Consider the following 22431-nt stretch of genomic DNA (forward strand, 5'->3'; position numbering starts at 1 on the left):
GCCGGTCAGCAACACTGACGTCCAGCGATTGAACGCGCGCTAGTGCCCGACGAAAACGGGCTTGCGCTTGTCAATGAAGGCGCGCACCGCCTCCTTGTGATCCGTCGTTCGCGCGGAGCGGACCATGTATTCCGCTTCCTGGTCCATCGAATCCAGAAGATCGGCGGTCAGGGCATGGTCAAGGTTGTCCTTCATGCCGGCGTAAGCTTGCGAGGGACCCTCGGCCAGCGACGTTGCAAGCGCAAATGCAACGTCGCGAAGCTCGGCGTCGGCTACCACCCGATTGACGAGCCCCAGGGTTTCGCAGCGGCGTGCGTCGATCCGCTCCGACAGAAACATCAACTCGCGTGCCCGGGACGTCCCCACCAGCCGCGTCAGCAGCCAGGCGATGCCGTAGTCTCCGGTCAAGGCGATGCGGGCATATCCCGTGGTCATCACAGCCGATTCAGCGGCGATTCGAATGTCGCAGGCGAGCGCGAGCGCAAGCCCTGCGCCTGCCGCAGGCCCGGGAAGCGCTGCAATAGTCGGCTTTCGCAATCCAGCCAACGCACCCGTAAGTGTGCGCTGCTTGATGCGCAAATCGGCGACCCGCTCATCGATCGGCGCTTCGGCCTTGGCAGCATTGCTTCCCATACCCTTGACGTCGCCGCCGGCGCAAAAAGCAGCGCCAGCCCCCGTGATGAGCAACGCGCCGACGCTGGAATCGTCGCCGCACTGCCTGATCATGCGCCGCAGCGCGGGGGTCAGTTGATCGGACAAGGCGTTGCGGGCCCCGGGCCGGTTCAGCGTGATGAGCGCCACGCGATCCCGGATTTCACACAGCAACTCACCTGTGCCGGTATCGACCTCGATCCGATCTTCGGCCATTCGCGCTGCTCCCGTCGTGCCTTTACGCGACCTTCAGGGCTGCCTCGCTGTCAGCGTCCAGGAATCCCGTCAGCCGGCCCCTGATCAGTCGCTCGGCATCCGCCATGATGCGGTCGATCAGTTCCTTCACGGTCGGAATGTCGTGAATGAGGCCTGCGACCATGCCGCAGCTCCAGGCACCCGCGTCCATGTCGCCCTCGATCATCACCTTCGGATAGACTCCAGCGACCTGCTCGTGGATGTCGCCAATCTTCAGGCTCGCGCCCTTCTCGCGCTCGACCTCCAGCAACTGGTCGACGCCCTTGTTCTTCAAGACGCGCTCGGTATTGCGCAGCGCGCGCATGACCAGCACGGTGTCGAGTTCAGTCGCCTTGACCAAGGCCTGCTTTACATTGTCGTGGACCGGCGCTTCCTTCGTGGCGATGAAGCGGGTGCCCATGTTCATGCCGGCGGCCCCCATCGACAGCGCCGCGACAAGGCTCCGCGCGTCGGCCATGCCGCCCGACGCCACAAACGGAATTTTCAGCTCGTCCGCCGCACGGGGCAGCAGGATCATGTTCGGGATATCGTCCTCGCCGGGATGGCCGCCGCATTCGAAGCCATCAACGCTGACGGCGTCGCAGCCGATCTTCTCGGCCTTGAGCGAGTGCCGCACCGAGGTGCATTTGTGGATCACCTTGATGCCAGCGGCTTTCAGCGCGGGCATGTACTGCTCGGGGCTGCGGCCGGCGGTCTCCACCGCCTTGACGCCGCCTTCCTTGATAGCAGCGATATATTCCGGATATGGCGGCGCGGTGAAGCTCGGCAGGAAAGTAAGGTTCACACCAAAGGGCTTATCTGTCATGTCGCGGCAGCGCGCGATCTCCTTGGCCAATAGTTCAGGCGTCCGTTGCGTCAGGCCGGTGATGATTCCAAGCCCCCCGGCATTCGACACCGCGGCTGCGAGTTCGGCAAATCCCACATAGTGCATTCCGCCCTGGATGATCGGATGTTCGATGCCGAACATCTGGGTAATTGCTGTCTTCACACGTGCCTCCGATTTGTTGATGGATGTCTGGTCCTGCCGATTGTTTGTCTAATGAACGATCTCGAGCAGCCCTGCTGCGCCCATGCCGCCGCCTACGCACATGGTAACAACCGCGTATTTGGCCTTGCGCCGGCGGCCCTCGATCAAAGCGTGGCCAGTCAGCCGCGCGCCGGTCATTCCATAGGGATGGCCGACCGCGATCGAGCCGCCGTTGACATTGAGCTTTTCCGGATCGATTCCGAGCTTGTCGCGGCAATAGATGACCTGCACCGCAAATGCCTCGTTCAATTCCCACAAATCGATATCATCGATCTTGAGTCCGTGGCGCTTGAGAAGCCGGGGCACGGCGTAGACCGGGCCCACTCCCATCTCGTCCGGCTCACAACCAGCCGAGACGAAGCCCCGGAAGATACCGAGCGGCTTCAGCCCCTTTTGCGCCGCGAGCTTGTCGCTCATGATGACAGCGGCACTGGCGCCATCCGAAAGCTGGCTCGCGTTGCCCCCGGTGACAGTGAAACCCGGCCCCTTGGCCGGCTTGACACCCGCGAGACCCTCGGCAGTGGTATCGGGACGCGGTCCCTCGTCCGCCGATAGTGTCACCTGCTGATAGGATACAGCGCCGCTCGCCTTGTCCGTGACCGCCATCGTGGTCTTGATCGGCGCGAGTTCGTCGCTGAAGCGGCCGCCCTGTTGGGCGGCGGCTGTCCGGCGCTGGCTCTCGAGGCTGTATTCGTCCTGGCGTTCGCGCGAGATGTCGTAGCGCTTCGCCACGATCTCGGCGGTATCCAGCATCGCGATGTAGGCGTCTCCCTTCATCGCCAGCAGTTCCGAATCGACCGCATGAAAGTTGTTGAACTGGGCGTTCTGGACCAGGCTGATGGATTCACCGCCGCCGCCGATGGCAACCTCCACGCCATCGAAGATGACCGAACGCGCCGCCAGGGCAATTGCTTGCAGGCCCGACGCGCATTGGCGGTCGATGGTGGTTCCAGCCACGCTGACCGGAAGTCCGGCACGCAACAGCGCCTTGCGCGCAATGTTCATACCCGTGGCGCCCTGCTGCATGGCGCAACCCATCACGACATCTTCGACCTCGCCGCCCTCGATCTTCGCACGCGACAGTGCGGCGGAAATGGCATGACCCAGCAGGGTCGCGCCTTCCGTATGATTGAGGGCGCCCTTGTAAGCCTTGCCAATCGGCGTGCGAGCGGTCGAGACGATTACGGCTTCGGTCATTGCTTACCTCTGGTCAGGGTGCGGCAATCGATTTGCTGCGTTGGGAGGGAGATTCAGCTCTGCTGCGCGTACCGCATCAGATGATAGGCAGGATCGCCGAACTGGACGTTGATGGAGCTTATTCGCTTGAAATAGTGGCCGATGTTCAACTCGTCGCTCATGCCCATGCCGCCGTGCAGTTGCACGGCCTGCTCCGCGACAAAGCGCGCGGCGTAGCCGACCTTCGTCTTGGCGCCGGACGCCAATTTCGATCCGTTCGGCTCCTTCGACGCCAGGGTTAGATTCAAATGCTGAGTGAGCGAAATCGATTCTTCAAGCGCGATGAACATGTCGACCATGCGGTGCTGCAGCACCTGAAACGTTCCCAGCGCAACCCCGAACTGCTTACGCGTCTTGCTGTATTCGAGCGTCGCCGAGTTCAGCTCCGTCATGGCACCGACGGCTTCCGCGCAAAGGGCCGCGATGGCGCGATCGCGAGCCGCCTCCAGGGCCGCGACGCCCTCGCCTTCGCTGCCCAGCATCTGGCTGGCAGGCACCTCGACTTTCATCAGCGTGAGTTCAGCGGCGCGCCGGCCGTCGATCGTCTTGAAGCTCTGCAGGTGAAGATTTGCCGCATGGCGATCTACGACAAACAGACTGACGCCGTCGCGATCGCGTTGCTGGCCCGAGGTGCGCGCCGAAACGATCAGCTTGTCGGCCCAGGGCGCACCGACCACCGCGGCTTTGGTTCCGCTCAGAACAAATTTGTCCCCGTGGCGGCGTGCAGTGGTGGTGACGTTGTGGAAATCATAACGTGATCGTCCCTCCGCCCAGGCCAGCGCCCATATCGCGTCGCCCTCCATGATCTTCGGCAGGAACTCCTGGCGCTGTTCGGGCGAGCCGACGTCCTCGATCAGGCCACCGGCGAGGACAACCGTCTCAAAATACGGCTCGACGACGAGGTTGCGGCCGAACTCCTGCATCACGATCATCGTGGCAAGCGAGCCGCCACCAAGGCCGCCGGAGCTTTCCTCGAACGGGGCGGCGCAGAGCCCCAGTTCGGCAAAGGATTTCCAGTGCCTGCGGCTCCAGCCTTCATCGGTCGCAACGATCTTGCGGCGCTCGTCGAAATCGTACTGCTCGCGCAGGAAGCGTTGGATGCTGGAACGAAGCAATTCCTGTTCTTCCGTCAACTGAATATCCATCCGATGCCTCGTGCGATGTTGTCAGAGACCCAAAACAGCTTTCGCGATGATGTTGCGCTGGATCTCGTTCGATCCCCCGTAAATGCTGAGTTTGCGGGAGTTCAGGTACTTTTCAGTCGCGGTGTGTCCATAGTCCGGCCCGGGCATGAAGCGGTTGGCGCTTACCGGGTGCTCACGGATGGCCAAACCGTAATTGCCGATCGCCTGATGCGTCAGATCGGTAATGCGCTGGAATATTTCGGTGCCCCTGATCTTGAACAGCGACGCGGCAGGTCCCGGATCGATGCCGCGCGACATCTGAGCCACGATACGCAGTTCGGTTGCCTCCAGCGCCAGCACATCGAGCTCGACGCGCGCGATCTCCCTGATGAATTCCCCGAACGCTGGATCGTCCTCACCAACTTCGGTTCTCACGATCTGCTTCAGACGCCCGAGATACCGAGTGGACCGGCCGATCCCGGCCATGCTGGTGCGCTCGTTGCCCAACAGGAATTTGGCGTAGGTCCAGCCCTTGTTTTCCTCGCCGATCAGATTCTCCGCAGGCACTCGCACGTCCTCGAGGAACACATCGTTGACCTCGTGCGATCCGTCGATCGTAATGATCGGCCGCACGGTGACGCCCGGCGATTTCATATCGATCAGCAGGAAGGAGATGCCGGCCTGAGGTTTTGCTGAGGGATCGGTGCGCACCAGGCAGAAGATCCAGTCGGCATGCTGGGCCAGCGTCGTCCAGGTCTTGTGGCCGTTGACGATGTAGTGGTCGCCGTCGCGTACCGCCTTGGTGCGGACCGATGCGAGGTCGGAGCCGGAGCCCGGCTCCGAATAGCCCTGGCACCACCAATCGTCACCGGAGAGGATTCGCGGCAGAAACTTCTTCTTCTGCGCATCGTTGCCGAAGGTGTAGATGACCGGGCCGACCATGGTGACGCTGAACGCGAGCGGCGGCAGCGTTCCCGCGCGCGAGGTCTCCTGTTCAAAGATGAAGCGCTGCGTGACCGACCAGCCGGGGCCGCCATATTCCTTCGGCCAGAGCGGCGCGATCCAACCCTTCTTGTGGAGGATGCGGTGCCAGAGCAGCGACTGCTCCTTGGTCAAATCGGTCTCGGGGTTTGGAACGCGCATTTCCGGCGGATAGTTCTCCGCGATAAAAGCACGCACCTCGTCACGAAACGCAACGTCCTCGCTGGAAAGTTCGAGCTCCATCGTGCGAGGCTCCCGCTACCACTTCTCGCCGAAGGGACGGATCTCCAGCTCGAAAGTCCAGGCGCTGCGCGGCTGCTGATAGAGCAGCCAATAGGATTCCGCGACCGATGATGGCGGCATCAAAGCATCGGGGTTATCCAGCGCGTTTGGACCGAGTGCCTCGATCCGTCGCTGGCGCACCCACTCGGTGTCGACGCCGGAATCAATGATGAGATGCGCCACGTGGATGTTCCTGGGCCCCAACTCGCGAGCGGCCGCCTGGGCGACGGCCCGCAAGCCGAACTTGGCGCTGGCAAAGGCTGCATAACCCGTTCCACCACGGAGACTCGCCGTCGCTCCAGTGAAGAAGATGTTGCCCTTGCCCCGCGGCAGCATGAGCCGCGCCGCTTCGCGCCCGGCGAGGAAGCCGGAATAGCAGGCCATTTCCCACACCTTGCGGAACACGCGCTCGGTGGTTTCCAGAATCGGAAAGTTGACGTTGGCGCCGATGTTGAAGATACAGACCTCGAGAGGCGCGTGCTTGTCGGCATCGCCGAGGAATGAAATGATTTCCTCCTCCTTGCGTGCGTCGAGCGAACGCGCGTGAATTTCGCCGCCGGCCTTCTCGATCTCCTTGACGAGCGGTTCGAGTTTTGCCCCGTTACGGCGCCCGGCAAACACCGTAAAGCCCTCTGAGGCAAACTTTTTGGCGATCCCACCGCCGATGTAGTCCCCGGCGCCGATCACGGCCACGGTTGCGTTTCTCTTTTGCAAGGGTCTTCTCCCGGTCAGGTTAGATCTGCTGTCTACGAAGCGGAGCCATCTGCGCCAGCGGAGCTTCGTCCACCTCGCGCAAAGACTCCGCCAGCTTATGCTTGAGTATCTTGCCGGTCGAAGTAGCCGGCAAGGCATCGAGGACGATGATTTCGGACGGCCGCTTGTAGGAGGTGAGCTGAAACCGAATGAAGTTCATCAGATCGGCCGGCGTCGCGCGCGACCCCGGCAGCAACTGTACAAAGGCGACAATCTCCTCATTGCCATCGGCCGGACGGCCGACGACGGCGCATTGCACCACGTCCTTGTGTGAACTGAGCACCGCTTCCACCTCGGCGGGATAGACGTTGAAGCCCGAGCGGATGATCATTTCCTTGGTGCGGCCGACGACATAGAGGCAATCGCCGTCGAAGCGCGCCAGATCGCCGGTATTGAACCAACCCTCGCTGTCGATCACTTTGGCCGTCAGCTCCGGCGCGCGATAATAGCCGCGCATCACGTTGCGTCCGCGAACGTGAAGTTCTCCGACTTCACCCTTTGACAGCGGTATGCCATCGATTGTTCTGATGCGCCCCTCTACTCCCGGCAGCAGCGTGCCAACCGCCTGGTCGGACCGCGGCGCATCGAAGCGCACGCCGGATATTCCGGGCGAACATTCGGTGATTCCATAACCGTTGAGGAGCGCAAGGCCGAACTCCTTCTCCACACGCATCTTCAAATTCAGGTCGAGCGGCGCGCCTGCAACGGCTATCAAGCGCAAAGAGCTCCGGTCGAGCCGCTTCAGACCCGATACGCTTTTGTACTCCAGCAGGCGTTGATAGGTGGCGGGCACGCCATTGAGGATGGTTACGCCCTCCTCCGCGATCGCCCGGGCAGTTGCCGCCGGATCGAATTTGCGGACCATCCGCACCGTGCCGCCGACCATCAGCGTCATGATCAGGAGCGAGATGCCGACGATGTGCGAGATCGGCAACACCAGATAGATCTTGTCGTCTCGATCCATCTTGCGGAAATGCGCCGTGGTCTTGGCGCTGATCAGCAGGCTTTCGTGAGAGAGCATCACCCCCTTCGGCGTGCCCGTCGTTCCCGAGGTGTAGATCAGCACCGCTACTTGTTTTGCCGGATCGGCCTCCACCGGCTCGACGGTAGCGCTTTCGTTCAGCGGGCCGATGCCAATCTTCCGCAGCGCGCCAATTTGCCGGTTCTCCGCACCATAGCGTGATGCGTGCGCCGCGGCCTCCTTCGAGACATCCGACGTGAACAACATCCGGCGGGCGTCGCTATGATCGCGGATCTGGTCCAACTCGCGCGCCGACAGTCGCGGGTTGGCGACGATTGCCCAGGCGTCGAGCCGGCTCGCCGCAAGCAGCAAGGCCGCCAATGCAATGCAGTTTTCGCTGACGATCATCATACGATCGCCGGCTCGCACGCCGAGCGAGGAGAGAACGACGGCGATCTCGGCGACCCGCCCATCCAGGTCACGATAGCTCCAGGCGGCGCCATCTTCGATCAGGGCGATCCGGTCCGGGGCATTGACGACGTGGCCAGTCGTTACTTCATGGATGCGGCGCGGCAGCCCCGCAGCAATCTCATCGATATCGATTGCCCCTGAAAGACCCGTCACCGTCAACCTCCCGAACAGCCAGCATTGCCCTGCTGCGTCGCGTGCGATATCGATCTAACGTTCTTTTTTAGAACTCGTCAATTGCTAATTCGCCTTCTGGTGTTCAGGGCTCTAAAGAGGCAGCGGTCCTGTCGCTTTTACAGGACCTCGAAAAGCTCGTTTACAACGAGGTCGATAAGAGCTACCCATAAGTACCAAATAAGAACTTATAGGGAGAGGCGAGAATGGTGGAAGGTCGCGGCGTTGCAATACTGGTTGGCGCGGGCGACGCCATCGGGGCGGCGGTCGCGCGTCGCTTTGCCAAAGGGGGCTACACCGTTTGTATCTGCCGGCGTGACGCAGCCAAATCCCAGGGACTGGTGGATGAACTCACCACTGCGGGTCATCGTATCCACGCTTTCAGCGTCGATGCTCGTCAGGAAGCCGAAGTTCAAAGGCTTTTTTCCGACGTCGAAAGCAACATCGGGCCGATCGAGGTCTGCCTTTTCAATGCCGGATCGAATGTCAACAAGCCCCTCGTGGAGACCACCGAAAAGCTGTTCTTCAAGGCCTGGGAACTGGCCTGCTACGCGGGTTTCCTGGTCGGACGCGAGGCCGCACGCGTCATGCTGCCACGTGGGCGCGGCACCATCTTCTTTACTGGTGCGACCGCCAGTGTCCGTGGCGGCCAGGGGTTTGCGGCGTTTTCATCGGCGAAATTTGGCCTTCGCGCGGTGGCCCAGGCCATGGCGCGCGAGCTGGGGCCGAAGAACATCCACGTGGTCCATCTCATCATTGACGCCGGCGTGGATAGCGAAGCCATTCATCAGCGCATGAAAGCGGCGAAGGGAATCGAGGCAAGCGAGATTCCCCAGGACAGTCTGACGAAGACGTCTTCCATCGCCGAGGTCTATTGGTTCGCCCATCAGCAAAGCCGAGACGGGTGGACCCATGAACTCGATCTTCGTCCGTCCGTGGAGAAATGGTGATGAGCGCAACACCCGATCTAACCCTATGGGGCGTTGGTACAAGCCGCACCATCCGCCCGCACTGGGCCATGCACGAGCTTGGCTTGTCCTACAAAGTCAAACCGATCGGGCCGCGAACCGGCGAGACCAAGACGGCCGAGTACACCAGGCTCAATCCCCGCCAGAAGATTCCCCTGCTGCAGGACGGCGACTTCTGCATCGGCGAAAGCGCCGCGATCGTCGCCTATCTGTCGCGAACCTATTCGACGCCAGGCCGTTCGCTAATTCCCGAAACCCAACGCGAGTTCGCCGCGTGGCTCGAATGGTGCTTCTTTATCGTGGCCGAACTCGATTCAACGAGCCTCTACGTCATGCGGCGACATCGCGCGGATGCACTGGGACATATCTATGGAGTTGCGCCCGAAGTCGTCGCGCAGGCGGGTGAGTATTTCCGGCAACAGCTACGACACGTAGAGGTCGCGCTAGCGGACGGCCGGACATTCCTGATGGGTGACCAATTTACCAGCGCCGATATCCTGCTTACGACTTGCCTCGATTGGGCCATCGCCTACGGCGTCGGCATTTGCGACAACGCGCAACCCTACCTTAAGCGCATCCAAAGCCGAGAGGCCTATCAGCGAGCCGTCGCGGCGAATGTTCCGGTGGCACCGATCACGCCGGCCGCGGCGAAGATCTGAGCTTGACCTAGACGGCCACGCGCACGGCGCGTTCGGCGACCATCTTGTCGATGGCGCTGTCGTCATACCCCAGTTCGCGCAACACATCGCGCGAATGCTCACCGACCCTCGGCGCCGGTCCGCCAATTGCAGCCTCATTGATTTCGAAGCGAGCCGCGGGCTTCGGCTGCCGCACCCGCCCGACTTTCGGCTGATCGAATTCCGCGATGATACCGCGCGCCACAACCTGCTCATTGTGGATGATTTCGCTCCGCCGCAGGATTGGAGCGCAGGGTACATCCGCGGCATCCAGTCGCTCCAGCCATTCGGCGGTGGTATGCTGGCTGATATATTCAGCCATCTTGTTGATGCGGGCGGTGGCGTTGACCGAACGCGCCGATGGCGTCGCGAACCGGGGATCGTTGGCAAGCTCGGGATCGCCGGATGCCCGGCAGAAACCCTGCCATTCGGAATCCGAAATAGTGCCGGCGGTGATGTAGCCGTCACTGGTCTTGAACACGAGATCCGGCCGATCGTTGGGATCGGCTGCGGCGGCCTCGGCCCCTACGACCGTATACTGCATCATGCCTTCGGGCCAGAGATAGGAAATCATCGCATCCAGCATCGCGACCTGAATATGATCGCCCTGCCCGGTTTTCTCGCGGGCATAGAGGGCTGCCGCCACCGCCTGCGCAGTGAACACTGCAGTGGTCTTGTCGCATACGATCGTGCGGATCATTTGCGGACGGTTTGTTACCGGCTGCGACTGGATATCGGCGAAGCCCGACAGGCCCTGAATGATCGGGTCATAGACGCGCTTCTTTACATACGGGCCGGTATCGCCGACGCCGCTGATCGAGACATAGATCAGGCGCGGATGGCGCTGGCGCAATTCTTCCACGCCTAAACCGAGGCGCTCCATGGTGCCGGGCCGGAAGTTCTGCACCAGCACGTCGGCCTGCGCGACCAGCCTGGTGAGCACCTCACGGCCACCCGTGCTCTTGACGTCGATCGACAGCGAACGCTTGCCGCGGTTCGAAGAGATGAACAGCGCGGAGAACTCGCCGTCCTTGTCGATGGTGGCCCGGCTGCGGCGCGTAATATCGCCGCCGATCGGCTCGATCTTCAGCACGTCGGCGCCCTGGTCCGCCAGAAACATGGTCGCGAACGGGCCCGACACCACGCCGGTCAGGTCGAGGACACGAACACCGCTAAGCGGGCCAGGCATGGACATTCTCCCTGCGTTCACTTTTGCTTTGGGTCCGGGAGTTTGGCTTTCGTCACTCAACCCGGACAATAGGCGCTGTTAGGCCGTCTTGGGAACAGGTTGCCTGGTCTGCTCGACGATCGATTCCTCGACGTCGCGGAGCTGGTCCTTGCCGAAGAACATTTCCTTTCCGACGAAGAAAGTCGGCGAACCGAATGCTCCCCTGCTGACTGCGTCGTTGGTCAGGTCGATCAGCCTCTTCTTGACGTCACCCTGCTGCGCGCGCGCGATCAGCCGGTCGATATCGATGCCTGAGGAGATGAAGGCGTTACGAAAGATTTCGACGTCGTCCATCTTCTTCGGCTCCTCCCACATATGATGGTAGGCGGCGCGGAAATAGGGCTCGAACACGCCTTCGAACTGGGCGGCGACGGCGCCACGCATCAGCATCAGCGTATTGACCGGAAAGAACGGATTCTGTTTGAACTTAGTCGCATTATGGCGACGAATGAAGCGCTGGGTCTCCAGCGCCTGGTATTCCGGCTTGTTCTTGATGCCGCGAAGCGAGTCGAACGGGGACATGTTGCCCGTCGCCTTGAAGATGCCGCCGAGCAGAACCGGGACATACGCGAATTTCACGCCGGTACGCCGCTCGATCCCCGGAATGGCTATTTCCGCCAGATAGGCGTTAGGACTGCCGAAATCGAACAGGAATTCTACCTTCAGGGGCATGTCGACTCCTCCCGGAGAGCGCGTTGTTGGTCAGGTCGATAATCAGCAGGCTGAACCCAAGCTTGCCATTTATCCATACAGTTCTAAAAACGAACTGTCAAATTATGCGGAATTTTCCTAATTTGACGCGAACCCCAGGGGATTGTTTGGAGTTTAGTACCTAACTAGAATGGTAGCGGAACCAAAAGTTCGCTGGACGATTCGAGCGGAACTAGTGTGGGAAGACCGGAGAACAGGAATGAGATGGGATGAACTGGAGGAAGAGCCGTGTTCGATGGCCCGGACCATCGGCGTGATCGGCGACCGCTGGACCCTTCTGATCCTGCGCGAGTGCTTCCTGCGCACGCGCCGCTTCGAGGGATTTCAGTCTGCGCTCGGGATCACACGCCATCTGCTCGCCGAACGATTGAAGAAACTGGTCCGGCAAGGCGTGCTGCGCCGCATTCCCTATCAGGAGTCGCCCAAACGGCATGAATACATCCTTACCCAAAAGGGCCTCGATCTCTATCCGATCATGATGGCGATCGTGCATTGGGGCGACACGCACATGGTCGACGAACGCGGGCGGCCGTTGCTGCACCAGCACCGCAAATGCGGCAAGAACTTCGATCCGGTCATGGTGTGCTCCGAATGCGGCGAGCCGCTTTCGGCCAAGGAGGTTCATACCCACCCCGGCCCCGGTGCCCGAACCACCGCGGCAATAAACGCGCCAGAGAAACCGAAGGCAAAGGCGCGCCGCAGCGCCGCGTGAGGTGGCCGCTCGCCCGGACGACCTCAGAGGCGAACGGCTGAAGCGCCCTTAGACCCGTATCACATCTCGATTTGTTTCGTTGCAGTAGAGGCGCTCTACCTGTTCAGAGCGATGTTTCAGCACGGCACGTTGATTGACATAGGCCTTATCGGTTATTTCTCCTGCGGCCAATGACGGCGGATCCGTCAGCAGGGAGAACGAACAGATTCGTTCGCTGCTTCCGACGGTCTCGTTGTACTCCCGAAAACGATCTTTCAGAAATTGAACCACGAGAGGATCGCAGGTTAAATCCGAGGCTGGCGTGTTCGAAATCCGCGCTGCCTCGGTCGGATTCAACCAGCAGAGCAGCGCGCACGATTCACGGTTTTCTCCGGCAACGACAATGTCGAGCAATACGCCGCGCGTTGCGTCCAGGATTGCCGCGCGCATATTCCCGATCGAGACCCACGTGCCGTTCGCGAGTTTGAAGTTCTCGGAAATTCTGCCTGTAAAGCGCAGCCCACGCTCCGGCTTTTGAGGATCCAGAAATGAGACGGTGTCGCCGATGCGATAGAACCCCTCCTCATCGAAAGCCTTTTCCGTCAAATCCGGCCTTCCGAGATAACCCGGGGTGACGTTGGGTCCCTTCACCCTCGCCTCGTAAGTATCGGAAACCGGGATCAGTTTTAGCTGCAGGCCCGGCGCGGGAAGACCAATCTCTCCCGGCTGGTCGGTGGCCCAATGGGTCGTACTGATGGTCGGGGCCGTTTCGGTGGTACCGTAGCCCGACATGACCGGAATTCGCCGGCCGGTGATCGACGATGTCAGCCGATAGAGCTTTTCAAGCGTCGCTTGCGAAATTGCTGCTCCGGCATAGCTCAATCGATCCATACGCTTGAATACGCTGGCGCCAAAATCGAGGTCGTTCTCGATCGCGTCGCATAAGAGATTGTAGCCGGCAGGCACGTTGAACATGGCGGTGGGTGAAATGTCCCTGAGATTCGCGACCGTCTTGTGGAAGAGCTGAGGCAGCGGCCGGCCATCGTCGATGTAAAGTGTGCCGCCATTCTTGAGAATGCCGTGAAGGATTACGTTGCTGCCCATCGTATGGTGCCATGGCAGCCACTCAACCTGCACCGGCGCATCGGGAGCAGACACAAGCAGACTCCCCATTTGCAGGGAGCTCGCCATCATGCGGTGGGTATTGAGCACGCCTTTCGGGAAACCGGTCGAACCGGACGTGAAGAGAATCTTCGCGATGGCATCGCAAGACACCGCACTTGATGCGCGCTCGAATCCATCGCTCAAACTTCGGGCGGTCAGAGTCCGGAAAGGCACCGTGTCCGGCGCGCCATCGACGCTGATCCAGGTCACGGCTGCCAGTTCCGGAATGGAGCGGCCCGCAGAAAAGTCGCGTCCGCTCTGAACGAAAACGAAATTCGGACGTAGCACCTCCGCGATATCGTTGAGACGAGCCAGACCGCCGGGCATCAGCGTGTAATTTGGCGATATCGGCGCCAGAATTACCCCTATCGACATCGCGGCAAACGAGATCACGGCGTTCTCGATGGAGTTTCCTGAAAGTACCGCCAGCTTGTCAGCCGGCTTTGCGCCCATATCGATCAGGCTTTGGCCGACCGCCTGAACCTGCAACCATGCTTCACCATAGGTAATCTCGTCCCATCCCCCCTTCGCATTGCGCTGCGCAAGAAAAATTCTATCCGGAGCAGAGCTTGCCCAGTTGGGTAGGAAATCCGTGATGCGCCAAGTGCATTCCCCCAACTCAACAGGCGAGCTCAAGATGAGCGTGCCGTCGGTTCGACGCTCTATGCAAAGCTCCCTTGGCGCAAACGTCAGTGCCTTCGACATGGAAAACGATCTCCTGAATTACCGGGAAAGGAGCGCTTGAAGGCAGCAACCCGATTCACTACCGCTACCTGGTGCTCGTGGGTCCGCCGGCCTGGATAACGCGAGTTATCAATCGGTCTGACGGGCCCGGCCGGTCGGCAGTTCGCATCCAAGTCGCGAACTTGCCGGAACCGTCGTTCGCTCGCGCCGGGTCACTCGGACCTGGCGTCCAGCACGTCGCCGAAGGCTTGCCAACTCGTGCCGCTCCACCGCTGCAATCGCATCTGTGTCCAGATCATATTCTCGGTGTCGGTGGTGTTGACCTTGATGCCGGGCAGCGCAGTCGGAACGACGAAGTCCTTCAGGTTCTTGGCCTGCGCAAGAATATTCTTGCGGGACAGATCATTGCCGCATTGCCTTAGAATCTGCTCGAGCAGGATGCCCTGCTGATAGCCGGTTAGATAGCTGCCGTTAGTGATATCGGCGCCCGGCAAATACTTGTCGAAAAACACCCGGAAGGCCTGCATGCCCAGGTCGTCTTTCCAAGCCGAATCCAGAACATCCTTGTTAGTCGTACCGACGATCACGCCGACAGATTTGTCGAGGCCGGCCGGCGCGAGCGTGCCTCCGACCGAGCTCGAAGGAAAATTAATGATCACGGTCGCCTTCCAGCCGATCACAGAGGCTTGCCGGATGGCCTGCGCCGCGAACTTCGGCGTGCCGGCGATGACAAGCGCGTCCGCGCCGGAGCTCTTCAAATTTACGACCTGTGAATCAACCGTCGGTTCAGTGACCTCATAGGAAGCGGTCACGACCTTTCGATCGAAGTCTTTGCCGAGAAAAGCCTTGAAGGCGTTGACGTAGTCTTTGCCCAAGTCGTCGTTCTGATAGAGGATGGCATATTTGCCGTTCGGCAGTGCCCTCGTCAGATATTTCGCGTAGATTTTTCCTTCGGTGTCGTAGCTGACAAGACCTGTCGTGGTCAGCGGATAACTGGCGACGTCCGTGAACTTGGATGAGCCACTCACGATTGCGATGCTGGGCACCCCTTTCGACCGCAGGTATTTTGCCGTGGCCGAGATGCCGGGAGTGCCGAGCTGGCCGAACATGAACGACACCTCGTCGCTCTCAACGAGCTTGCGGACGTGCTCCACCGCTTTCGGAGGGCTGTATGCGTCATCGTATGCGATGTAGTTGATCTTGCGGCCGTTGATGCCCCCGCGGTCGTTGACCGACTGAATATAGGCCATAACGCCCCTGCCCACGAGACCGATCGATGACGCCGGTCCGCTGAACGGAAAAACACCGCCAATCTTGATCTCGGTCGCTGAGATTCCTGGCTCTTCGGCTGCGAATGCCGTGCCGCTCAAAAGTAAAACCAGAGCCGCCACGATCTTCCATCTTATCAACATGCTCGTCCTCCCAAACGCGATGCACCCTTACGGGCACGTGTTAGCGCGATCCTGCAAACCGCGGCCATTCTCCGACCGTCTTGTTTTTAAACCTACAGTTCTTTTTTAGAACTAGTCAAGTCCCGGCGAAACCAGTTCATCTTTGCCGGAAATGGGCTTCAATCTATTTTGGGTGACGTGGCATCTCCGGCCCAGACCTATTAGCATTCATCAGTAAGTGCCGTGCGTCCGCACAAGTATAGCTTGCGCAACTACCGGCGCAGATGAAGCAACGTGGCCCGTCAGAAATGCGACGGGATTACTTCTTCCGAGCCAAATACGTCAGAAATTCTAATATAGAACTGTCTGTGGGACGGACTTTACTCTTCAATGCATGGGCGTGCATGGGCGACGGCGCCGCGCGCTGATGACTGAAGCCGAGCGATACGCGAAGCGCGGGGCGGTAAAGCTGAGGCACCAGGGAAACAGCCGCGAGTCCGAGCGCAAGACCGAAACAGCAGGCCCGCCCATCGGTGCGTTGCCGCGCAGGAAACACTTCGCCGATCCGGCGCGTGATCCAGGTGCCGGCGGAGGCTACAAATTCTTTTCGGCGAGTTTACGAAATTCGTCAGGCACCAAACGAGAAACACCCAGCGTTGCCGAGCCGTATCCGATCGCATCCCATCCGAAGCGATCGCGGATCTTGTCGACAGCGCAGTCTGCCGTCCAACGGGCCATACCTAGCCTGCTGCCGGGACGGCGCGCTTCATCTTCAAGTCCGAGCGGGAGCTCCAGCTCCAAATCCCAGCTCTCCTCGAGATGCGATACGGAGATCGCCAACAGCGAGATGATCTTCTCGTCCGGGTGATCTGCGAGGACCGCGCACACCAGTTCCTCGGCAAGTTTAGCGAGCATCACGGTCGCGGAGATCGGCGCACGGAGCGTTACCGAGCGCGTGACCGAGTTCAGGTCGCCGAAGCGAACGCGGACCGTCACGGTTCGGCCGGGCCTAGACTTCGCCCGTAGCCGCGCGGCGATGCGGTCCGCAAGGTGCAACAGGGTGGGTCGAATAACCTGCTGTTCGGCCGGCTTCCTGCCAATCGCTGACTGCGCCCCGGCCGATCGGGCCCGGCGATGCGGCTTGAGTTGCCGGGGATCGCGATTCCATGCCAGCGCCGCGAGTTTCTCGCCTGCCGCGGGACCGAGCAACCGTTCGAGCGACCATCCTGGTGTCTTGGCCAACTGCCCGATGGTCAACACGCCGATCTCGGCCAGCCGCGCCTTCGCGACCGGACCCACTCCCCACATCAGCTCGACGGCTAGTTCGTGAAGGAATTCCAGTTCGGTGTCGGGATCGACAACGACAAGCCCGTCTGGCTTGGCCACCTGCGAAGCGATTTTCGCGAGATGCTTGGTACGCGCGACACCCACTGAGATCGGCAGGCCAAGCTCAGTGCGTACGCGCTGGCGGATTGCCGCTGCAATTTCAGCAGGTGCGCCGAAAAGATGGGTGCAGCCCGCAACGTCGGCAAAGGCCTCGTCGATGGAAATCCGCTCGACGAGCGGTGTGAAATCGCCGATCACCTTGATGGCGGCGTCGCCCAACCGTTGGTAGTCCTTGAAATGGCCGCGGACAAAGATGAGTTGTGGACACAGTTCACGCGCCTGCCGTCCCTGCATGCCGCTACGAACCCCGAAGGCCTTGGCTTCGTAAGAAGCGGCAAGCACAACCCCGCCACCGACCGCGATGGGTCTGCCGCGTAGCGAAGGGTCGAGTAGCTGCTCAACCGAGGCATAAAAGGCGTCCAGGTCTGCATGGAGGATCGTGGCTGTCATAGCCATCCCGACCGTTCACCCGCGAGATCTGACGGAAATCCTCATGAGAACATAATGAGAACACGCGTGGACGCTTGTCAAGCCGGGCTAGACATTTCCCTGGAAGCTGCAAGGAAAGTTGTCTTTCAGCCTACGTACACCCGTCGCCGAGTCTGCCTGGAACGTCGAGCCGAATCTCCACCTTGATCGAACACTGCGAAGCCATCACACAGCATGCATCAAGGAGCGTCACGGGCCTTCTGGATCAGGTTCCCGCGAACGCGTGAGTGAGCTGCGCTGCCCGAGCCTCGCCCCACTGAGAGAGGGTGTGAGAGGTCTCGCCCGCGAATGACCCTCGCCCGGGTGAGTTCGCGGCTACGCGCCACCTTCTCCCACAAGAGGAGGAGGAATAAGATAAGCCCGCTGAGCGTTCGCCCCAAACGCCTTGTGGCGCACATGCGGGCCAACCTTCATCAGGCACTCATCGAGCGCGCTCTTGATCTCGCCATGGCTGCCAGCGAGCAGGCACACCGGCCAGTCGGAGCCGAAGATCAGGCGATCCTCGCCAAAACATCTGGCGGCATGCTCGACCAACGGGAACAGACGAGCCGAGTCCCAATCGTCCCACTTCGCCTCGGTGGCGAGGCCTGAAATTTTGCACCAGACATTGCCGCACTCGGCGAGCGCTGCGAGACGATCGGCCCATTCACGGCTGAAGCCGTCGGCGATCGGCGGCTTGGCGGCGTGATCGAGGACAAAGCGCCCTTGCGGAAACGCCTGCGCGGTTGCGATCGCGGCCGGCAATTCGCGCGTGCGTACCAGGAGATCGTAGGTGAGATCGTGCGCAACCACTGCGCTCAAGCCCCGCTGCACGTCCTCGCGCAACAGCCAATCAGGATCGGACTCATCGTGCACCTGGTGACGAATGCCGACCAGCCTTTCGCCTCCGGGCGAGCCGCGCAGCCGTTCGAGCGTCTCGTCGACCGTGCCGCCGGTCAGGTCGACCCAGCCGACCACACCGATGACGAAGGGCGTCGCAGCGGCGACGCGCAAGAATTCCTCGGTCTCCTCGATCGAGGAGCGGCATTGCACCAAAATGCTCGCATCGATCCCGTTGGCGCGAAGCAGCGGCGCGAGATCGCTCGGGCCGAAGGCGCGGCGGATCCGCGCGAGTTCAGGCGCCTCCATCCAGGGATAATCGGCGCGCGCGGGATCCCAGAAATGCTGATGACCGTCGATCACCATGGGTCAGACTCCACCCGGCAGTGGTGCTGACGCATCGACCAGTTTGCGCTCGCGCAGCTCCTGCCAGAAGGATGACGGCACCAACCGCGCGGCCATCGCGATGTTATCCAAAACCTCCGCAGCGCTGCGCGCGCCTTGCAGCGCGACCGTTACCGCCGGATGGGCCATACAGAACTGGACTGCGGCGGCCTTGAGCTCCGTGCCATGCTTGCGGCACAGCGCCTCCAGCGCCAGCGCGCGGGCGACAAGCGCCGCATCGGCGTCTTCGTAATTGAACTTCGCGCCGTCGCGCGGGTTCGCGAGGATACCGCTGTTGTAGATGCCGCCGAGAATGATGCCGATGCTCTTCGCACGGCAGATCGGAAACAAATTCGTCAGCGCGCCCTGGTCGAGCAGCGTGTAGCGGCCCGCCAGCAGAAAGCAATCGACCGGCGCCCCTTCGGCGAAGCGGACGAGCATCTCGGATTGATTCATACCGGCGCCGATCGCCTTGACCGTGCCATCGTCGCGCAAGCGCTGGAGCGCGCGGAAGGCACCGGCGACTGCATCCTCATAGTGGTCATCCGGATCATGGACGAGCAGTACATCGACGCGGTCGAGCCCGAGACGGTCGAGGCTGTCCTCCACCGAACGCATCACGCCGTCGTAGCTGAAATCGAATTCCGGCCGTTCGGCGGGCGTGCCCTTGTAGTGATCGTCTTCCGCAGCCGCACTGGCTGGGCGCAGCAAACGGCCTACCTTGGTGGAGATCGCAAATGAATCCCGCTTTTGCCGGCGCAAAAAACTGCCCAGGCGACGTTCGGCCAATCCAAAGCCGTAGAGCGGCGCGGTATCGAAGAAGCGGACACCGAGCGACCAGGCGCGCTCGATCGTGGCTTCCGCGTCCGCGTCACTGACCGGCGCAAACAGGCCGCCGAGAGGAGCGGTTCCGAGACCAATCGCTGTGACGTCGAGTCCATCCGCAAGCCGCGTATGCTTCATTCCAGGATCCATGGTCGAAATATGCACTCCCTCTCCCGCAACCGGGAGAGGGAGTGTATCGCAGGAACGTCGGGGCTGAGAACGTTCCTACTTCAAGAGTTGAGCGACGTTGTCCTTGGTCACGAGATCAAGTCCAGTATGGATGACCTCGGGAACCTTCTGGCCCTTTTTGATTGCCAACAGCGTATCCATTGCCTTCTCGCCCATTTCGAAGGGACGCTGCCCGGTGAGTGCGTTGGAATAGCCGTCACGCAAGAGTTCAAGCTGCATCTTCAGCGTATCGGCGACGACGAGCGTCAGCTTGCCGGCGTCGATGTCCTTCCTGTTCTTGTTGACGAAGGCCTTGTAGCCTTCCGGCGCGAACATCGGCCAGCCACCGACCGGCACGATCGCGCCGAGATCCGGCGTGGCGGTGCGTAGATCCGTCATCTGCTGGACCGCGAGCGCAGGATCGTCGTTGCAGAAGGTCGGCGAACCCGCGACCTCGACCCATTTCGAACCCTTCAACGCCTCGCGTACGCCGTCGACGCGCTCGGCAAGATTCTTGGCACCGGGGCCGCCGGAGACGACGGCATACTTGCCGCCTTCGGGCTTGAGCTGGAGCAATTGCTTGCCAAGCGCGAGGCCAAAGTCCTTGTTATTGGTGCCGATATAGGCGATCCGCTTCGAGCCGGGCGCATCCGCATCGAAGGTGATGACGGGAATGCCGGCCGCGGTCGCCGCCTCGATCGATTTCGTCATCGCCGCGACGTCCGCGACCGAGATCGCAAGACCGTCCACCTTCTGCGTGATGAAATCCTGGATGATCTGCGCCTGCGTCGCCGGCTCATGCTCGACCGGCCCCTTGTAGACGCATTGGACGTTGCCGAGCTCCTTGGCGCGCTTCAGGCAGCCGTCGCGCGCGACGTCGAAGAACGGATTGTTCATCGCCTTGGGCACGATCACGAACTTGTAGGTCTGCGCCAATGCCGGGGTGGCCATCATCGCGACGGCCATGCCGGCAAGAAGAAACTTCCTCATTGCTTCCCTCCACACTTTTGTGCCTATCCATTTGAATTGATGCCCCGGAAAGCGGATAGACGATGCGTTCGTTGTCCTCCCGGAGTAACTCCTAAGTCATGCGTGAGCGGATGCGGTCGACCAGCACGGCCAGGATGATGATCACGCCCACCAGCGTCTGCTGCCAGTAAGAGCTGACCTGCGCAAGCACGAGGCCATTGCGGATCACTTCCAGCAGCACGCAACCGACGATGGCTCCGAGCGGGCCGCCGATGCCGCCTGCAAGGTTGGCGCCGCCGATGACGGCCGCAGCGATGATGGTGAGCTCGTAGGACGTTGCCATGTTCGCAGGCGCTGACCCAAGCCAGCCGGAGACGATGATGCCCTGCAGCCCTGCGGCCAGCGCACAAATCACGTAGACTTCGATCTTCACCCGTACGACCGGAATGCCAGTCAATTCCGCCGCCTTCTCGTTGCCGCCGAGCGCGAAGACATGACGGCCGAAGGTCGTATGGTGCAGCACGACTGCCATCACCACGGCGAGGATCACGAGATAGATGAAGGGCGCAGGTACGCCGAACAGATCGCCCGAGGTGAGCGCGTAGAAATGATCGGCGTCCGGGCCGCCTGGAAAACTGCCGCGGCCGTTGGAGACGACATAGCCGAGGCCGCGCACGATCGAGAGCATGCCGAGCGTGGTAACGAAGGGCGACAACCCGAGCACCGCGATGCAGAAGCCGTTGATGAGACCTGCGATCAGCGCGGTGCCCAGTCCGGCAAGAACGGAGACCAGCAGGATCAGCCCCGGCACATTGGCGACCACGGTCTTGCCGTCCGCGGCAAGATGCACGAACAGCGTCGCGCCGGGCATGCCCGGCGTCGACAGGCTTGACATGACCATGGACGTGATCATCGCGGAGAAGCACATCATCGATCCCACCGAGAGATCGATGCCGCCGGTGATGATCACGAAGGTGACGCCGAGGGTGGCGATGGCGATGAAGGAGAAGTTCTTCGCCACGTTCTGCATGTTGCCTTCGGTGAAGAAATATGGACTGGCAAAATGCATCACGACGAGCAGCACCAGCAGCGCGAGCAGAACGTAACCGGTTTGCGAAGCGAAGATGCCACGCTGCCACCATCTGATACGACCGACATTGGTAAACGAGATCGGGGATTCCAGGGGCATAGCCATCACGCTGCCTCCTTTGCGCCCGTGATCAGGGCGGTGACTTCCTCAGGACTGGTGTCGCCGATCGGCTTGTCCGCCCGTTTCTCGCCGCGGCGCATGACCACGACGCGGTCACAGACTGCGAAGACGTCGGGCATGCGGTGGGAGATCAGCATGACGGCGACACCCTGCTCTTTCAGGCGATGAATGAGGCTCAGGACCTGTTCGACCTGGCGCACCGAGATCGCGGCCGTCGGCTCGTCCATCATTACGAGCTTGGCGTTGGAAAGCCGCGTCCGCGCAATCGCAACCGCCTGGCGCTGACCACCCGACATCTGCTTGACGAGGTCATGCGGCCTCGTTTCGGAGCGCAGCTCGCCGAACAACTGCAGCGCGCGCGCTGCCATCGCCCTGTGGTCGAGGAAGGCGAACGGACCGAATCTGCGCTTGAGCTCGCGGCCGAGGAAGACGTTGGCCGCCGCCGTCAGATTGTCGGCGAGCGCCAGGTCCTGATAGACGACCTCGATCCCGACCGCGCGGGCATCGATGGGGCGGTAGAAATGGACTGCACTACCGTCGAAGCGGATCTCGCCATGGGTGGGGCGGAAATTGCCGGCGATGATCTTCACGAGTGTCGACTTGCCGGCACCATTGTCTCCCATCAGGCCGACGACCTCGCCGGGGAAGACCTGCATGTCGACATCGTGCAGCGCGCGGATCGCGCCGAATTCCTTGCCGATCCCTGTCAGCTCCAGGACCGGTTGCCCGTTTGCGCATGGGATTGTCATGCTCAG

General features: G+C 61.2%; 20 protein-coding genes. 3 read left to right on the forward strand and 17 right to left on the reverse strand.

Annotated elements, in window-relative coordinates; all coding sequences use genetic code 11:
• Positions 1–39: 39 nt before the first annotated feature.
• From KJQ96_RS02345 to KJQ96_RS02375, 7 genes are read right to left on the reverse strand one after another with little or no spacing between them, the layout of a single operon-like run.
• The gene (locus KJQ96_RS02345) at positions 40–867 is read right to left on the reverse strand and encodes an enoyl-CoA hydratase-related protein (protein ID WP_213285070.1); all 828 of its coding nucleotides are present in this window, start codon (positions 865–867) and stop codon (positions 40–42) included.
• Positions 868–889: 22 nt separating this feature from the next.
• The gene (locus KJQ96_RS02350) at positions 890–1894 is read right to left on the reverse strand and encodes a nitronate monooxygenase family protein (RefSeq protein WP_213285071.1); all 1005 of its coding nucleotides are present in this window, start codon (positions 1892–1894) and stop codon (positions 890–892) included.
• 48 nt (positions 1895–1942) lie between these two features.
• Positions 1943–3130, reverse strand: coding sequence for an acetyl-CoA C-acyltransferase (locus tag KJQ96_RS02355; RefSeq protein WP_213285072.1), 1188 nt, complete (start codon positions 3128–3130; stop codon positions 1943–1945).
• A gap of 53 nt (positions 3131–3183) precedes the next feature.
• Complete coding sequence (locus KJQ96_RS02360) at positions 3184–4314, reverse strand: acyl-CoA dehydrogenase family protein (protein ID WP_213285073.1); 1131 nt, start codon at positions 4312–4314, stop codon at positions 3184–3186.
• A gap of 21 nt (positions 4315–4335) precedes the next feature.
• Positions 4336–5517, reverse strand: coding sequence for an acyl-CoA dehydrogenase family protein (locus tag KJQ96_RS02365; RefSeq protein WP_213285074.1), 1182 nt, complete (start codon positions 5515–5517; stop codon positions 4336–4338).
• Between the two features lie 15 nt (positions 5518–5532).
• Positions 5533–6270 carry an SDR family oxidoreductase gene (locus KJQ96_RS02370; protein WP_213285075.1) on the reverse strand — a complete coding sequence of 246 codons (738 nt, stop codon included), beginning with the start codon at positions 6268–6270 and terminating at the stop codon, positions 5533–5535.
• Between the two features lie 19 nt (positions 6271–6289).
• Positions 6290–7894 carry a class I adenylate-forming enzyme family protein gene (locus KJQ96_RS02375; RefSeq protein WP_213285076.1) on the reverse strand — a complete coding sequence of 535 codons (1605 nt, stop codon included), beginning with the start codon at positions 7892–7894 and terminating at the stop codon, positions 6290–6292.
• 224 nt (positions 7895–8118) lie between these two features.
• On the opposite strand from KJQ96_RS02375, the gene KJQ96_RS02380 reads away from it, so the two are divergent.
• Together KJQ96_RS02380 and KJQ96_RS02385 are read left to right on the forward strand one after the other, a co-directional pair.
• Positions 8119–8862, forward strand: a complete 744-nt coding sequence (locus KJQ96_RS02380) for an SDR family NAD(P)-dependent oxidoreductase (RefSeq protein WP_213285077.1) — start codon at positions 8119–8121, stop codon at positions 8860–8862.
• Positions 8862–9539: a glutathione S-transferase family protein gene (locus KJQ96_RS02385; RefSeq protein ID WP_213285078.1), complete on the forward strand. Its 678-nt coding sequence runs from the start codon at positions 8862–8864 to the stop codon at positions 9537–9539. The genes KJQ96_RS02380 and KJQ96_RS02385 overlap by 1 nt, the downstream gene beginning before the upstream one ends.
• Before the next feature lie 7 nt (positions 9540–9546).
• Here KJQ96_RS02385 and KJQ96_RS02390 read toward each other — a convergent pair whose 3' ends face one another.
• Both KJQ96_RS02390 and KJQ96_RS02395 read right to left on the reverse strand, forming a co-directional pair.
• Positions 9547–10746, reverse strand: coding sequence for a CaiB/BaiF CoA-transferase family protein (locus KJQ96_RS02390; RefSeq protein WP_213285079.1), 1200 nt, complete (start codon positions 10744–10746; stop codon positions 9547–9549).
• A gap of 78 nt (positions 10747–10824) precedes the next feature.
• The gene (locus tag KJQ96_RS02395) at positions 10825–11457 is read right to left on the reverse strand and encodes a 2-hydroxychromene-2-carboxylate isomerase (RefSeq protein ID WP_213285080.1); all 633 of its coding nucleotides are present in this window, start codon (positions 11455–11457) and stop codon (positions 10825–10827) included.
• Positions 11458–11695: 238 nt separating this feature from the next.
• Between KJQ96_RS02395 and KJQ96_RS02400 the strand changes: the two genes are divergently transcribed.
• Positions 11696–12208, forward strand: a complete 513-nt coding sequence (locus KJQ96_RS02400; protein WP_213285081.1) for a helix-turn-helix domain-containing protein — start codon at positions 11696–11698, stop codon at positions 12206–12208.
• A gap of 48 nt (positions 12209–12256) precedes the next feature.
• Here the strand turns inward: KJQ96_RS02400 and KJQ96_RS02405 are convergent, their stop codons facing one another.
• From KJQ96_RS02405 to KJQ96_RS02440, 8 genes are all read right to left on the reverse strand, one after another.
• Positions 12257–14056, reverse strand: coding sequence for an AMP-binding protein (locus tag KJQ96_RS02405; protein ID WP_213285082.1), 1800 nt, complete (start codon positions 14054–14056; stop codon positions 12257–12259).
• A gap of 191 nt (positions 14057–14247) precedes the next feature.
• The gene (locus KJQ96_RS02410; RefSeq protein ID WP_213285083.1) at positions 14248–15447 is read right to left on the reverse strand and encodes an ABC transporter substrate-binding protein; all 1200 of its coding nucleotides are present in this window, start codon (positions 15445–15447) and stop codon (positions 14248–14250) included.
• 573 nt (positions 15448–16020) lie between these two features.
• Entirely contained in the window at positions 16021–17268 is a 1248-nt protein-coding gene (gene dinB, locus KJQ96_RS02415) for a DNA polymerase IV (protein ID WP_213285084.1), read from the reverse strand.
• Between the two features lie 348 nt (positions 17269–17616).
• A complete protein-coding gene (locus KJQ96_RS02420; RefSeq protein WP_213285085.1) occupies positions 17617–18486 on the reverse strand; it encodes an amidohydrolase in 870 nt (289 codons plus the stop codon).
• Positions 18487–18489: 3 nt separating this feature from the next.
• Positions 18490–19467, reverse strand: coding sequence for an aldo/keto reductase (locus KJQ96_RS02425; protein ID WP_213285086.1), 978 nt, complete (start codon positions 19465–19467; stop codon positions 18490–18492).
• An 87-nt stretch (positions 19468–19554) separates the two neighbouring features.
• Positions 19555–20487: a sugar-binding protein gene (locus tag KJQ96_RS02430; RefSeq protein WP_213285087.1), complete on the reverse strand. Its 933-nt coding sequence runs from the start codon at positions 20485–20487 to the stop codon at positions 19555–19557.
• Positions 20488–20578: 91 nt separating this feature from the next.
• Entirely contained in the window at positions 20579–21661 is a 1083-nt protein-coding gene (locus KJQ96_RS02435; protein WP_213285088.1) for an ABC transporter permease, read from the reverse strand.
• Positions 21661–22425, reverse strand: coding sequence for an ATP-binding cassette domain-containing protein (locus KJQ96_RS02440; protein ID WP_213285089.1), 765 nt, complete (start codon positions 22423–22425; stop codon positions 21661–21663). Before KJQ96_RS02440 ends, KJQ96_RS02435 begins: the two co-directional genes overlap by 1 nt.
• Positions 22426–22431: the final 6 nt, after the last annotated feature.

Source organism: Bradyrhizobium sp. sGM-13, from assembly GCF_018398875.1.
Taxonomy (GTDB): Bacteria; Pseudomonadota; Alphaproteobacteria; order Rhizobiales; family Xanthobacteraceae; genus Bradyrhizobium.

What these genes read in the sequence shown, in the direction of transcription:
- KJQ96_RS02345 (WP_213285070.1), bottom strand. Translation starts at nt 867, where the DNA reads ATGGCCGAAGATCGGATCGAGGTCGATACCGGCACAGGTGAGTTGCTG.
- KJQ96_RS02355 (WP_213285072.1), bottom strand. Translation starts at nt 3,130, where the DNA reads ATGACCGAAGCCGTAATCGTCTCGACCGCTCGCACGCCGATTGGCAAG.
- KJQ96_RS02360 (WP_213285073.1), bottom strand. Translation starts at nt 4,314, where the DNA reads ATGGATATTCAGTTGACGGAAGAACAGGAATTGCTTCGTTCCAGCATC.
- KJQ96_RS02365 (WP_213285074.1), bottom strand. Translation starts at nt 5,517, where the DNA reads ATGGAGCTCGAACTTTCCAGCGAGGACGTTGCGTTTCGTGACGAGGTG.
- KJQ96_RS02380 (WP_213285077.1), top strand. Translation starts at nt 8,119, where the DNA reads ATGGTGGAAGGTCGCGGCGTTGCAATACTGGTTGGCGCGGGCGACGCC.
- KJQ96_RS02385 (WP_213285078.1), top strand. Translation starts at nt 8,862, where the DNA reads ATGAGCGCAACACCCGATCTAACCCTATGGGGCGTTGGTACAAGCCGC.
- KJQ96_RS02390 (WP_213285079.1), bottom strand. Translation starts at nt 10,746, where the DNA reads ATGCCTGGCCCGCTTAGCGGTGTTCGTGTCCTCGACCTGACCGGCGTG.
- KJQ96_RS02395 (WP_213285080.1), bottom strand. Translation starts at nt 11,457, where the DNA reads ATGCCCCTGAAGGTAGAATTCCTGTTCGATTTCGGCAGTCCTAACGCC.
- KJQ96_RS02400 (WP_213285081.1), top strand. Translation starts at nt 11,696, where the DNA reads ATGAGATGGGATGAACTGGAGGAAGAGCCGTGTTCGATGGCCCGGACC.
- KJQ96_RS02405 (WP_213285082.1), bottom strand. Translation starts at nt 14,056, where the DNA reads ATGTCGAAGGCACTGACGTTTGCGCCAAGGGAGCTTTGCATAGAGCGT.
- KJQ96_RS02410 (WP_213285083.1), bottom strand. Translation starts at nt 15,447, where the DNA reads ATGTTGATAAGATGGAAGATCGTGGCGGCTCTGGTTTTACTTTTGAGC.
- dinB (WP_213285084.1), bottom strand. Translation starts at nt 17,268, where the DNA reads ATGGCTATGACAGCCACGATCCTCCATGCAGACCTGGACGCCTTTTAT.
- KJQ96_RS02420 (WP_213285085.1), bottom strand. Translation starts at nt 18,486, where the DNA reads ATGGTGATCGACGGTCATCAGCATTTCTGGGATCCCGCGCGCGCCGAT.
- KJQ96_RS02425 (WP_213285086.1), bottom strand. Translation starts at nt 19,467, where the DNA reads ATGAAGCATACGCGGCTTGCGGATGGACTCGACGTCACAGCGATTGGT.
- KJQ96_RS02430 (WP_213285087.1), bottom strand. Translation starts at nt 20,487, where the DNA reads ATGAGGAAGTTTCTTCTTGCCGGCATGGCCGTCGCGATGATGGCCACC.
- KJQ96_RS02435 (WP_213285088.1), bottom strand. Translation starts at nt 21,661, where the DNA reads ATGGCTATGCCCCTGGAATCCCCGATCTCGTTTACCAATGTCGGTCGT.
- KJQ96_RS02440 (WP_213285089.1), bottom strand. Translation starts at nt 22,425, where the DNA reads ATGACAATCCCATGCGCAAACGGGCAACCGGTCCTGGAGCTGACAGGG.